The sequence below is a fragment of the Lysinibacillus sp. YS11 genome (genome assembly GCF_002896375.1).
Classification (GTDB): domain Bacteria; phylum Bacillota; class Bacilli; order Bacillales_A; family Planococcaceae; genus Lysinibacillus; species Lysinibacillus capsici.
The window spans coordinates 934,484-946,373 of sequence record NZ_CP026007.1 but is presented as its reverse complement, the minus strand read 5'-3'; the positions used below and the strand labels follow the sequence as shown (position 1 = coordinate 946,373).

Genomic DNA, 11,890 nt, shown 5'->3' with positions numbered 1-11,890 from the left:
CTTTTGACATCCTCTGCATCCTTATTGTGTAAAACCATATTTTTCTTTTAAAGCCTTTACGACACATGTAGGGACTAGCTCGTTAACATCACTACCGTATTTCGCAACCTCTTTTACTATACTAGAACTTAGGAATGAATATTGATTTTTCGTCATGATGAAAAATGTTTCGATTGTTTCATCAAGGAAACGGTTCATAGATGTAATTTGCATCTCATATTCAAAATCTGAAACTGCTCGTAAGCCACGAACAATTGCCTTCGCCTTTTTTTCCTTAGCATAATCAATCAATAAGCCTGAAGAACTCTCTATACGAACATTAGGTAAGGTTTTTGTCACTTCAGCCATCAAAGCCATACGTTCCTCTACAGAAAACAAAGGATTCTTTGCTGAATTGTTTAATACTGCTACATATACGATATCAAACACATCAGCCGCACGTTTAATTATATCTAAATGGCCGAATGTTACAGGGTCAAAACTTCCAGGAACTACAGCAATTTTTTCAGACAACTTATTCTCCCTCTTCCTCTGTACAGCGATAAACAGAAATAATTGTTCCGCCATAGGTTTCTTGTCTTGTTAAAACAAACTCCCCAAAATTTTGAGGTAATCCTATCTCTTTTGCATGTTCACATAAAATAATACCATCTTGTTGTATTTTACGGTTATCGACCAAAATCTGTACGAGGTCATAATATTCCTGCTGATGGTAAGGTGGATCTAAAAAAACGAGTTTAAATGTAATATCACGCTTTAATAGCGCTTTCACAGCGCGCTTTGCATCTATACGAAAAAGCTCTGTATATTCTTCATAACGGCATTTTTTTATATTTTCTTGTAGCACCTGGAATGCTTTAGGATCTTTCTCAATAAAAATAGCACGTTCTGCTCCTCTACTTAATGATTCAATCCCCAAGCCACCGCTTCCAGCAAACAGATCTAACGCTAAACCTCCATCAAAAAATGGCCCAATTATATTAAAAATGGACTCCTTTACTTTGTCAGTTGTAGGCCTTGTCGTATTTCCTGCTATTGCTTTAAGCGGCATTCCTTTGCGCTCTCCTGCTACAACTCTCATATCAGCATCTCACCGTACTTTCGTCTATATAAAGTATTTTGCAGCGAAAGGTTGGCCCTCCGCTGCAAAAGTTATTGTTGCTCTTGTTTTAATACTTGAATACGCTCATCCTTTTTTTGTAGTTCAACTAGGAATAATCGTTGTAACCAAGCTTCTTCTACATAATAATGATCAGCAATCTTAATGATTGGTTCAGAGATAGTCGAATACCTACGCTGGTTGAATACATAAAATCCAGGCTCTTTAGGGAAACGGAATGTACGATGCTCACTATTTACATAATAGCCATTCTTTCCTTCCGCAGCTGAGTAGCCGAGGTAAGGCAATAATGTATCTGCCGTATACAATACCTGTCCCTCATAGAGAATAACATGAACATCTTCCTTCAATGTATCATCCACATAGACATCACGTGCATCCTCAAATAAAAGTGGATAGGTTCCATTTTGCTGAGCTGCATTTAATGTAAAATAAGATGTCTTGGCATCTAATACCTGTGATAAGTACTTGTCCATTGTATCTGGTGAAATCGATTCATCTCCAAGCTTTTTCAATGTTTCCTGCCAAGCTTGTTGTTGAGCATCCGTCATGTAATCATTTAATGTCTTGATGATTTTCTTTGTTTTTTCTCCACCAATTGGATCGCTTATTAAATAGGATGCCACAACCTCAGGCAACCATTCTGGGGAATCTACAAAATTATATTGTGATTTGATTTGTGATAAAATTACTTCTTGCTCTACAGCTTGTGCAGTAAGTGTTGGTAAAAATAACAATCTTTCGTCATGAACTGCTACTGGACTTTTTTCTTGAATAATTGCAATATGCTCATCACTTAGAAGCTGTAAATTTTTTAATGACTTTAGAAAATCATTAGGGACTTCTTGCTGGGCATAAATTGATAACACCGGTGTCTGTTCTTGCGCTTTAAGCTCCCCGGCTTGCCAATATAAATCTTGAACAGTACCGTTTCCTCTAAACATGGTGTAATTGACAAGTACAAGTTGTTGTTGACCTACTAGGGGCAAACCCGTAACCCATTGTCCTTTCACCTTACTGTCTGTAGAAATTGAAACAATTGAATACGATGCTTCACCATTTATTAGTGTAGCAAAAACATTTTGAAGGAGCATCTTATTTTTTAAGCCACCCTCAATTGGAATTATGTATGACACAGATTGTGATTTTGTCTCCCCTTTTGCAAAGTAAGAAACTTCATCTGATAAACGATCACAGCTTTTTTCATTTTCAATAAAGCAACTAGCGTTTGTTGCTTTTTCAGGCCATTTAATTTTCACCTTTTGATTTGGTAGGTTTTTAAAATGTTGACGAATATCTAAGCTATTTTCGCGATAGACAATTTCTATTTCCTGAGAATAATGAAAATCCCCTATGCCTGTTTCTAAATCAGATGAATAAGCATGGTATTGGAAAAATACAGTTCCTGTAATGATTAGTGCTAAAATAGAAAAAAAGCTTAATGCAAATTTCATGTGCTTGACCTCCCGCAGCATGATACTATGAATATTGGAAAGGATGTGCAATTATTATGCCACAACAATTTATAGAATTAGGTGAAGGCTATGGTGATGTTTACGAGCTACTCGAAATTATTAAAACCAACCAGGAACGTTTTCATCAAGCCTTTTTACTAACATCTACAAAAGAAGACAAGAAGGTGATTTCTTTAGCTGTCGCCCTTAAACCAGTCGGCGAAAGTAAATTCATGCCTATTTATATTTGTCGAGAAGGCATCCCATACAATGAAGAACAGCCAACACAGCGACAAAAAATGTTTGAAGCACAAATAGAACAACTCGGTCGAAAAGCAGTAGTTGTAGAAATAAAGCACTCATCTATATTTTCGGAATCAAAACTATTTTATCAATACTTAATAGGTATATTAAGACTAAATAACTATATACCTGCATTAACATAAGTTTATAGACCTACTTTGTAGTCATATTCCTTTGCTTTATCTGGTTTTGCATTTTCATATTCAGTTTTTACAAAAGGACGATAAGACGCCACAACGTCTTTCACAAATGGAAGGCGTTGTAGTTTTGTTGTCATCATGTCAATATCCTCACGATCGCAGTAAAGCACTACGTATTTTTGCCTTCTAGAAATATAAAGAACATGACCATATTTCCGAAGTGACTTCGCATGTTTTAATTGATGGACGTAAACGATTAGCCCTTGTCGTTCGTTCATAGTGGATTCCCTCATTTCTTACATAAAAGAATACCATAGACCAGAAAATGATAGCAACAGAGTTTAGCTGACAGAACGCTCAATTTTCCGTTATAATGGAAAAGCATACGACGTTGAACATCGTGAAGATGAATCAGTTGTTTTAATTAAATTCAATTGTAGCATCATTACAGGAACAGAAGAATGCTGAAAGATGATTATGCCTCAAATGAACCCTTTACAAGGCATTTGCACCTCCATAATGATTGTTTTTCAAATAGGATGGCAAAAATCAGCATAAAAAAATCATCATTCACTTATATAACTAATTTTAATAGTAGGCCCTGTACTTACTACTATTGATTAAACAATGAATTCACTACTACTTTTTATATGAGGATAATTGTTAAGGAGGACGAATATGGGTAAGAAAACAAAAATTGCGCTTGCAATTGCAGCAGCAAGTGCAGCGGCTTGGGCAGGCAGTAAAGCTATTTCAAAACCACAGCAACGCGAAGGTAAACAAGCATTACAATTCGAACGCCCCATAATTCTTGCACATCGTGGCGGAGCTCTTTTAGCACCAGAACATACAATGGTTGCATTTGAAAAAGCTGCACAGCTAGGTGTCGATGGCTTTGAAATCGACATTCGCCTAACAAAAGATGAGGAAATTATTGTTTTCCATGACGAGACAGTTGAACGTACAACAGATGGCTATGGTCTCATTGCAGATATGACGTTGGCAGAAATCAATGCCTTGAACCACGGCTACCAATTTGAAGATTTAGAAGGAAATTTCCCATATCGAGAGGATAAATTAAAAGTCGTAACTTTACGAGAGTTGCTTGAAGCCTATCCAAATATGTTAATCAACATTGATATCAAAGATGCTCCTGATACGTACGAAGGGAGTCTGATGCCTTCTAAACTTTGGCGCTTAATTGAAGAACTTCAAGCTGAACATCGTGTTGTTGTGACAAGCTTTTATGGTGAGCAAATAGATCGGTTTAATTTATATGCTCAAAATCAAGTAGCACTTGGTGCAGGTGAATCAGATGTCAGAAAAGCATTTGCTTCTTTCTCAAGTCAGTTTGGACATTTATATCACCCTAAAGTGGATGTTTTTCAAATTCCTCCAAAGTCAGGGGTTATTGCATTAGATTCTCCTAAATTTATTCAGTTTTTAAACAACCTTAATATTCCTGTCCACTATTGGACAATCAATGACCTAGATACGATGAAAAAATTACTCAATAATGGGGCAAAGGGCATTATTACAGATCGTCCGGATATTGCAGTTGAGTTATTACAAGTTCAAGAGTCTAAATAAGATTAGGAATGAAAGGGGAGCACACTGAACTGATGTGCTTCCCCTTCATGTAAATGTTAGATCCATTATTACTTCCCATTACAGTAATACTTATGTTAAATAATCTATGATTGCATCAGTTACTTCTTGTAGTGTGGCAGCTCCACCCAAATCAGGCGTTTTTATACCCCGCGCTAATGTTTGCTCTATAGCATTCAATATCCTTGTTCCCACATCTTGATAACCAAGAAAATCGAGCATCATCTTACCTGTCCAAATTTGTCCAATAGGATTGGCAATTCCTTGACCAGCTATATCTGGTGCAGAACCATGGACAGGTTCAAACATTGATGGATATAGCCCTTCAATGTTTAAATTTGCTGCAGGTGCAATACCAATGCTTCCCATAATGGCACCGCCTAGATCTGTCAAAATATCCCCAAATAAATTCGATGCTACGATAACATCAAAATTTTCTGGCTTCATCACTAAAAATGCCGCTAGTGCATCAATATGATTAGATGCTTGACCTACCTCTTCATATTCTTTTCCTACTTGAGTAAACACTTCATCCCAAAAAGGCATGCTATATGTAATCCCATTTGATTTTGTAGCACTTGTCACATGTCCATTACGTGTTTTGGCTAATTCAAATGCATAGCGCATCGCCCGTTCTGTACCCTTTCTTGTAAAAACAGCATTTTGGATTGCCACCTCATCTTGACCACTATGTATTCTTCCTCCGCTTTCAGCATACTCCCCTTCAGAATTTTCCCTTACAACAATAAAATCAAAATCATTTGGTTGTCGTAAAGGTGATGGTAACCCTTGAAGTAGCTTTGCAGGTCGTACATTAATAGATTGCTGTAGCTCACGTCGAATTTTAATGAGAAGGCCCCATAATGATACATGATCTGGAACCAAGTTAGGCATACCAACTGCACCTAAAAATATTTGGTCATACTGTTTTAACAGCTCAATGCCATTATCAGGCATCATTTTTCCTGTCTCTAAATAGTATTCACAGCCCCATGGAAAAGTTGTCCATTCAAATTGAAAGCGTCCATCTAACAACGCTGCCTGATCAAGAACTTTTATTGCAGCTGGCACAACCTCTTTTCCTATTCCATCCCCAGGTATTACGGCAATTCGATAAGTTTTCATTAATGCTTCCTCCTTGAATTTAATTATAAAAAAGACTGTAAACTAACTCAGTTGCCTTCGAGTTGTCTACAGTCTAGAAGAGATATGTTATATACACATCCTATTTACGCTGAGCAAGAGCATGAACCGCCCGAGCCACATCCACCTCCGCAAGATGAACCAGATGCAAAGAATGGATTACTAACAGGAACTTTTACCGCTTCAGAGACCGTTTTTCCTATTAATAGGCTAATCTCATCCAGTAAATCCTGAAAATCGTTTTCAGCAATTTTCAAGGCTGAAACTTTCTCATTTAAGTCAAGTGCCCTTTTCTGTTGGCGAATCGACTTCATAATTGTATGGTAGTCCGGATGATATTTTCCGAAACGTTGTACATCTTCGTACTGCTCTTTCATGCGATTAAATGCATATATAGCCTCTACAATTTGTGCATCACTATATACAGCTTCATACGCTTGTTGTAGCGCCATCGCAGGTTCTGAGGAAAGAATCATCTCACAAAGCGCTTCCGCCTCATCCAAAATGATTACCCAGTCAGAGGTCATCATCATCTTTAATTCCCCCAATCTCTTTCCCATCATAACAGATTTTATGGTAATTTTACATTAATGATAATTTTAATGAAAGAGGTTTTCCAAATGATGACAACATCTAAGGAGCAGGTTGAACAGTTAGTGGCCGAGATTTTACAAGACAGTACCGAGGAAGATGAAGAAGTTTTATTACATCTTTTAAATGGCCTACGGGAGAAACAGCAAGGCATTCACCGTCGTTATATTAATGCTACTTTACATATGGTAGGTAAATTTGAGCCTGAGGTCAGTGAGGTCCGTATCCCTATTACACCGGTCATCCATAATACGATAAAGGTGCCACACGGAGGTATTGTTGCAACGATTGCCGATGCCGCTATGGGAGGGCTTGCTTCGCGCTCTGTGCCTGAGGGCTATAATGTAGTTACTACGAACATGAATATATCGTATATTGCTACCACTACAAATAAAGAATTGATTGCACGTGGTCGTTTTGTTCATAAGGGACGCCAAACGCTTGTCATGGAATGTGATGTTGAAGATGAGACTGGTCGCAGGCTTGCCATTGCTACAGGATCTTTCTTCGTTATTCAGCGTCGTCCGTAATTAAACTCGCAAAATAGTCTTTAATACATTGTTGATCGGAAAAAGGGAACTTTTGATTTTTAATTTGCTGTGTTTGTTCATGCCCTTTTCCGGCAACAAGGACAATGTCTCCCTTTTCTGCCTTTGCTAATGCTTGATGGATCGCAAGTTTGCGATCTAAATAAATTTCATAATATTGTTGCTCTGTAAATCCAGCAATAATACTTTCATTAATCACAATAGGATCTTCATCACGAGGATTATCTGTTGTTAAATAAATAACATCAGCATATTTACTTGCTACTGCCCCCATTGCAAAGCGTTTCGCCTTGTCTCGATTTCCTCCACAACTGAAGACAAGGTAAATTGTTTTAGAGCGATCAAAGGTTTGCAATACCGCTTGCAATGCTTCTGCTGTATGGGCATAATCTACATAAACATCAATTCCTAATGGATTTTCAATCTTCTCTAGCCTGCCCTCTGGTAGCCTTAACGACCACATATGTCCAACTATATCTTCCATAGGGACACCTAAGCGCCATACAGCCATTAAGGATGCAACAGCATTTTGCACATGGTATTTACCGACAAAAGGAATTTCTACAATATGCTCACTCGCGGAAGTCTGTAAACAAAGTACGGTTTTTCCAACTGATTCACTGACGATTTGAATATGTAAATCATTGTGATTATCAAAACCAAATGAGCAAGATTTTTTCTTATCATAAATACCAACAGAACGGCAAAAATTATCATCTCCATTTAATACTAGCTTTTTTGATAAATCCGCTAAACGTTTCTTGGCACGTTTATAAGCTTCTAAACCTCCATGATCTTCTAAATGATCTTCTGATAAATTTAAAAATACACCACAGTCAATGTCACAATGATCGAGCCTATGCTGCTGCAACCCCATTGAAGAAGCTTCTAATACAACATGGGTCACACCTTTTCGCACACATTGCTTAAGAATGGGGTGTAATTCTTTAGCTTGCAATGTTGTTAATTGCTCATAAGCCGTTTGTTGTTTCTCACCATTGATGAAAAAGCCAACCGTTCCAATAACTGCTGCATGTTTATGTAGTGCATTTAGAAGCTGACTAACAAAATGGCTCACTGTCGTCTTTCCATTTGTACCTGTAATGGCGATAACAGTTAAAGCTTCTGCTGGAAAAGCAGCAAGCTTCGCACTTGCATACGATAAAAATAATGCTGTATTTGGAACCCATACAAAAGGAATTTCTTTATCTATAATTGGCAAAGAGATACTTTCTTCTGAAACGATGGCAGCAGCTCCACGTGCCAATGCCTCTTTGACAAACCGACTTCCCGATGTTTTTTTACCTTTTCGCACAATAAATATATCACCAGGTTGTACCGCCTGTGCATAGTCCTCTACACCAGTAATTTCTGTCCGTATAGATCCTCCCGTCACGCTACATGGCCAGTCTTTTAATAACTCTGCTAATTGCAAACCTCATTCCCCCTTTCAGTTCTCTATCATATGACGGCGTTTGTAACGGTGTGACGAAAAATGTAGAAGCCTAAAAGAAGGAAAAACTCCACATAAAAAATGAAGACAAGCCCGTTTGTTGAAAGCTTGTCTTCATCTGAATATTCTTCTGTTATGGTAAGGTTTGATTTGATTTATCTGTAGATTCTTCGCTATCTTGTTTTTCATTTTTCGTCTCTTCATTATCTTGCTCTTCTCTACCCACTTCTTGTGTAGTAGGTTCAAGATATATTTGTGTATAATAATCTACAAAGGCGCCAGAACCAACGCGGGTATATCGATCATTCAAAAGAACTTTTCTATGTTCAGGAGAATTTGTCCAGCCATGCATGGCTTCAATCGCATCAAAATAAGCAGTTGCCAGGTTTTCGTTCGCTTCACTATACTCGATTTTTTGCGTCTGTAATCGTTTTTTTAGATCCCCATAGGTTGGAGATTCATGCGCTAAAAAATTTTGCACCTTCATGTCCTCACTATGCATTCTTGCTGCTTCCTCCAATGATTCATCCATTTCTAAAGGAAGTAAATCATGATGGACTCTTGTTACATTTAGCAAATCGTCTAATTGTTTAGCGCTAGCCACATCAATTTCTTGCTGTAAGAAAGAGGAAGGTGGAGCACGTCTAACAAGCTCCCCTTGATAGCTCATTTCATATGGCTGATGAAGGACAAGTGTTTCACTGTCTGTATATCGTATCCCTTGCAACTCACTTGTCTCCCTATCTATGTAAAGCTGTGCATAAAGACCATCAAATTTGATAAGCAGCCTTGTTTGCATATCTTCTTCACTCATTGAGAAAATGAAAATATTTTCGCCTACAGTGGCGGCTACCTCATAATCAATGATCGTCATTCTGTATATTTCATCACGTTTTTGGCCTACTTTAAAAGGAAATGCATCAATTTCTTGTCCTGCTATGTAAATTTGTGTCACAATATTATTATCAATACCAATCATAAAAAAAGTTGAAACGTCTTCATTGTAGACCCACCATTGATAACCGAATGAAGACGGCTCTTTTCTTGCAGGCTCCCCATATTGTTCTAAAACAGTTTGTGTGCCTTTTCCTATCAATGTGGATATACCCGTTTGTGGACGTGTCATTGCTCCTATTGCAGGTTCCTGCTTTAGCTGTGTTTGAGGTATGATATTCGAATTGGTATTTGGGCCTTCTAGTGGCTCATTTTCCTTAGGGGTATTAAAAAACATAAAACCAATTAATGCAACTGCACCACAAACCATTAAAATGCGGAATAAAGCTTTCATACAGGGCTCCTTTTCATCACCATTATTGTAAGTTATTATATCAATTGTAATTGGGTTGACACAATGTTGTCATTGCAACAATGTCGAATATGCTCTATTATAAAAATGAGCGTATACTTTGTACGAGAACCTAAAGGAGGACTATACATGTATTTTGAAAATACTAACCTTGAAAATTTAACAGCTGATCAAGAGCTACTTGTCAGCATTATGAAAAAACATGGTTTAGAATGTGATGGCGGCTGGGATTACGAGCGTATGACATTTGATAAACGATTCGATACTCGTGAAGGTCGTTTTTACCTACGCGTATTCGCATATGCTATTTCTGGTGACGTAGGTGCACACGATGCTATCCTTACATTAATGAAACCAGTCCTTGGTAAATACTATTATCCGCATGGTGTTGAATATGGCGATGACGAGGTTTATCCAGCACACCTTGTAAAAAAATGTGAAGAAATCTTAAAAAAGGTTAAATTAGAGTTAGATCAATTCTCAATCGAGCCTACAAATAAAAATAACTTTGAACCTGTTAACGCACGCTAATCTTTCGTACATTGAAGTGACGGCAAGTAAGCGTAAATAGCTTCATGGTTGTAAAAAGACTGGTGGTCCAGTCTTTTTTTATTTTGAGTAAAAAAAATTTTTTTCTCATACTACCTATATCTATTACAAGATGTAGGTGAGAAAAATGTTATCATTTTTTAATCGTCCTTTTTTTCGTCATCCCATTATTGTTATTGCAATGGGTATACTGATCCTTTGGTCCATCTCCATATCATTACCAATTTTACTTGCCTACTTAACCGCGTTATTGTTAGAACCAATCATCGTTCGAATGAGCAAACGGTTTAGAAAAAAACGGAAAATCGTTGTCTTCTTCTTTTTTTTGTTTTTTCTAAGTATATCTTTATTATTATGTACACTTATCCTTTATATAAGCTGGAAACAATTTTCTTCCTTTATTATTGATATACCTGATTATCTTAATCAATTGTCTGCCCTATGGATTCAAATGCAATCTAAGCTCAGCAATTACACCTATCATTTACCTGTAGAGCTAGTTTCACAAATTCAATTTATGATTGCAAAAGCTTTAGCATCCATCGAAAAATTTTCTTTATCCTTAACGAACGTCAATGTTTGGTCAACGTTACTAACATATATTCCCACACGTCTTTTTGATATATTTGTTTATTGGATTGTGTTGTATATGTTGCTTTTAGAATTACCAACAATTAATCGTAAATTATTATCGCCCGTTCCTTTTCATTACCATCAAAAAATTATCTTTATTGGCCAACGTGTTAAGCTAGCCTTATTTGGATTTCTGAAAGCTCAATTACTTGTAGGGATAGGGATCTTTGCTATATCATTCGCTGCGTTTTATTTTTTAAAAACACCATTCCCTATATTGTTAGCACTTTTACTTGTTGTTTTAGACTTTATCCCTTTTCTTGATTCATTTATTTTATTAGTCCCATGGGCAATCTATCAGGTCTTTGCTGGCGATTATTTATATGCAGCTGTCTTAATTTTACTAACCATTGGACAATTTCTAGTCCGACGAATGATTGAGCCAAAAATTATTGGCGATAAAATTGGACTTTCTTCCTTGAATACCTTTATTGCCATGTTTATTGGTTTTAAAATCTTTGGATTTATTGGAATATTAATTGGTCCATTACTGGTTGTTGTAGTGCTTTCACTATTCCAACCAACTATAAAAAATCTCCCTCCTGCACAGAAATAAGGAGGGAGATTTTTTTAAAATCCTAAAATGGCTTTAATTACTGATGTTGTTTCACCAGGCTCAAATAAAATATACAATAATAAATAAACTAATACACCAGTTATGGCAACAAAGAACCAAATAATACTTGTAATTGGCCCAATTCGTCTGTGTAATTTAATGTTCATTTTCAAACCTGAAATAATACTAACGATACCAAACACAGCTCCAGATGTCGCTAAAATAATATGGAAAATCAAGAAGAACGTATAGTATGGTTTTAAATCTTCTCCACCGCCAAAAGCCGTATTTCCAATAAAGATTGTACGGGACGCATAGATGATAAAGAAAATAAGTGCTGCAACACCTGCAGCAAGCATCACTTTCTTATGTCCCTCTACATTTCTTTTTATAATTAAGCCCCACCCTATCGCTACTAGTACAGCACTAATAACGATAAACGATGTACTAATAGTAGGCAAAATTTGCAATTCCATTGTCAAAACC

At 36.9% G+C, this 11,890-nt stretch carries 14 protein-coding genes; 5 read left to right on the top strand and 9 right to left on the bottom strand.

From position 1 onward, the window contains the following. Nucleotides 1-21: 21 nt before the first annotated feature. The 3 genes from coaD to LBYS11_RS04345 all read right to left on the bottom strand — a co-directional run bounded on the left by coaD (nucleotide 22) and on the right by LBYS11_RS04345 (nucleotide 2,574). Nucleotides 22-513 carry a pantetheine-phosphate adenylyltransferase gene (gene coaD / locus LBYS11_RS04355; RefSeq protein WP_004224812.1) on the bottom strand — a complete coding sequence of 164 codons (492 nt, stop codon included), beginning with the start codon at nucleotides 511-513 and terminating at the stop codon, nucleotides 22-24. A gap of 1 nt (nucleotide 514) precedes the next feature. Then, complete coding sequence (gene rsmD / locus LBYS11_RS04350) at nucleotides 515-1,081, bottom strand: 16S rRNA (guanine(966)-N(2))-methyltransferase RsmD (protein ID WP_048394681.1); 567 nt, start codon at nucleotides 1,079-1,081, stop codon at nucleotides 515-517. A 71-nt stretch (nucleotides 1,082-1,152) separates the two neighbouring features. Beyond that, on the bottom strand, nucleotides 1,153-2,574 hold the full coding sequence (locus LBYS11_RS04345; RefSeq protein WP_048394682.1) for a hypothetical protein: 1,422 nt from the start codon (nucleotides 2,572-2,574) through the stop codon (nucleotides 1,153-1,155). Between the two features lie 56 nt (nucleotides 2,575-2,630). On the opposite strand from LBYS11_RS04345, the gene LBYS11_RS04340 reads away from it, so the two are divergent. Further along, nucleotides 2,631-3,020 (top strand): DUF7147 family protein, encoded by a 390-nt coding sequence (locus LBYS11_RS04340; protein WP_036077099.1) that lies wholly within the window; start codon nucleotides 2,631-2,633, stop codon nucleotides 3,018-3,020. Between the two features lie 2 nt (nucleotides 3,021-3,022). Here LBYS11_RS04340 and LBYS11_RS04335 read toward each other — a convergent pair whose 3' ends face one another. Further along, complete coding sequence (locus LBYS11_RS04335) at nucleotides 3,023-3,295, bottom strand: YlbG family protein (RefSeq protein WP_004224806.1); 273 nt, start codon at nucleotides 3,293-3,295, stop codon at nucleotides 3,023-3,025. A gap of 400 nt (nucleotides 3,296-3,695) precedes the next feature. Here LBYS11_RS04335 and LBYS11_RS04330 point away from each other — a divergent pair, with 400 nt between their 5' ends. Then, complete coding sequence (locus tag LBYS11_RS04330) at nucleotides 3,696-4,607, top strand: glycerophosphodiester phosphodiesterase family protein (RefSeq protein ID WP_048394685.1); 912 nt, start codon at nucleotides 3,696-3,698, stop codon at nucleotides 4,605-4,607. A gap of 90 nt (nucleotides 4,608-4,697) precedes the next feature. Here the strand turns inward: LBYS11_RS04330 and LBYS11_RS04325 are convergent, their stop codons facing one another. Further along, nucleotides 4,698-5,750, bottom strand: a complete 1,053-nt coding sequence (locus tag LBYS11_RS04325) for a tartrate dehydrogenase (protein ID WP_103117538.1) — start codon at nucleotides 5,748-5,750, stop codon at nucleotides 4,698-4,700. A 104-nt stretch (nucleotides 5,751-5,854) separates the two neighbouring features. Then, nucleotides 5,855-6,301 (bottom strand): YlbF/YmcA family competence regulator, encoded by a 447-nt coding sequence (locus LBYS11_RS04320; RefSeq protein ID WP_004224800.1) that lies wholly within the window; start codon nucleotides 6,299-6,301, stop codon nucleotides 5,855-5,857. 87 nt (nucleotides 6,302-6,388) lie between these two features. On the opposite strand from LBYS11_RS04320, the gene LBYS11_RS04315 reads away from it, so the two are divergent. After that, nucleotides 6,389-6,889, top strand: coding sequence for a PaaI family thioesterase (locus LBYS11_RS04315; RefSeq protein ID WP_066037197.1), 501 nt, complete (start codon nucleotides 6,389-6,391; stop codon nucleotides 6,887-6,889). Here LBYS11_RS04315 and LBYS11_RS04310 read toward each other — a convergent pair. After that, on the bottom strand, nucleotides 6,870-8,342 hold the full coding sequence (locus LBYS11_RS04310; RefSeq protein ID WP_048394690.1) for a UDP-N-acetylmuramoyl-L-alanyl-D-glutamate--2,6-diaminopimelate ligase: 1,473 nt from the start codon (nucleotides 8,340-8,342) through the stop codon (nucleotides 6,870-6,872). The genes LBYS11_RS04315 and LBYS11_RS04310 overlap by 20 nt on opposite strands. Nucleotides 8,343-8,493: 151 nt before the next feature. Next, the gene (locus LBYS11_RS04305; RefSeq protein ID WP_048394693.1) at nucleotides 8,494-9,648 is read right to left on the bottom strand and encodes a CAP domain-containing protein; all 1,155 of its coding nucleotides are present in this window, start codon (nucleotides 9,646-9,648) and stop codon (nucleotides 8,494-8,496) included. 147 nt (nucleotides 9,649-9,795) lie between these two features. Here LBYS11_RS04305 and LBYS11_RS04300 point away from each other — a divergent pair, with 147 nt between their 5' ends. Both LBYS11_RS04300 and ytvI read left to right on the top strand, forming a co-directional pair. Next, nucleotides 9,796-10,197, top strand: coding sequence for a YugN family protein (locus tag LBYS11_RS04300; protein ID WP_103117537.1), 402 nt, complete (start codon nucleotides 9,796-9,798; stop codon nucleotides 10,195-10,197). Nucleotides 10,198-10,342: 145 nt separating this feature from the next. After that, on the top strand, nucleotides 10,343-11,404 hold the full coding sequence (gene ytvI / locus LBYS11_RS04295; RefSeq protein ID WP_103117536.1) for a sporulation integral membrane protein YtvI: 1,062 nt from the start codon (nucleotides 10,343-10,345) through the stop codon (nucleotides 11,402-11,404). 14 nt (nucleotides 11,405-11,418) lie between these two features. On the opposite strand, the gene LBYS11_RS04290 is transcribed toward ytvI, so the two are convergent. Next, nucleotides 11,419-11,880 (bottom strand): DUF420 domain-containing protein, encoded by a 462-nt coding sequence (locus tag LBYS11_RS04290; protein WP_016992774.1) that lies wholly within the window; start codon nucleotides 11,878-11,880, stop codon nucleotides 11,419-11,421. Between the last annotated feature and the right edge of the window lie 10 nt (nucleotides 11,881-11,890).

Excerpts from the sequence above, each read along its gene's own strand:
- rsmD (WP_048394681.1), bottom strand. The coding sequence starts at position 1,081 with ATGAGAGTTGTAGCAGGAGAGCGCAAAGGAATGCCGCTTAAAGCAATA.
- LBYS11_RS04345 (WP_048394682.1), bottom strand. The coding sequence starts at position 2,574 with ATGAAATTTGCATTAAGCTTTTTTTCTATTTTAGCACTAATCATTACA.
- LBYS11_RS04340 (WP_036077099.1), top strand. The coding sequence starts at position 2,631 with ATGCCACAACAATTTATAGAATTAGGTGAAGGCTATGGTGATGTTTAC.
- LBYS11_RS04335 (WP_004224806.1), bottom strand. The coding sequence starts at position 3,295 with ATGAACGAACGACAAGGGCTAATCGTTTACGTCCATCAATTAAAACAT.
- LBYS11_RS04330 (WP_048394685.1), top strand. The coding sequence starts at position 3,696 with ATGGGTAAGAAAACAAAAATTGCGCTTGCAATTGCAGCAGCAAGTGCA.
- LBYS11_RS04325 (WP_103117538.1), bottom strand. The coding sequence starts at position 5,750 with ATGAAAACTTATCGAATTGCCGTAATACCTGGGGATGGAATAGGAAAA.
- LBYS11_RS04320 (WP_004224800.1), bottom strand. The coding sequence starts at position 6,301 with ATGATGATGACCTCTGACTGGGTAATCATTTTGGATGAGGCGGAAGCG.
- LBYS11_RS04315 (WP_066037197.1), top strand. The coding sequence starts at position 6,389 with ATGATGACAACATCTAAGGAGCAGGTTGAACAGTTAGTGGCCGAGATT.
- LBYS11_RS04305 (WP_048394693.1), bottom strand. The coding sequence starts at position 9,648 with ATGAAAGCTTTATTCCGCATTTTAATGGTTTGTGGTGCAGTTGCATTA.
- LBYS11_RS04300 (WP_103117537.1), top strand. The coding sequence starts at position 9,796 with ATGTATTTTGAAAATACTAACCTTGAAAATTTAACAGCTGATCAAGAG.
- ytvI (WP_103117536.1), top strand. The coding sequence starts at position 10,343 with ATGTTATCATTTTTTAATCGTCCTTTTTTTCGTCATCCCATTATTGTT.
- LBYS11_RS04290 (WP_016992774.1), bottom strand. The coding sequence starts at position 11,880 with ATGGAATTGCAAATTTTGCCTACTATTAGTACATCGTTTATCGTTATT.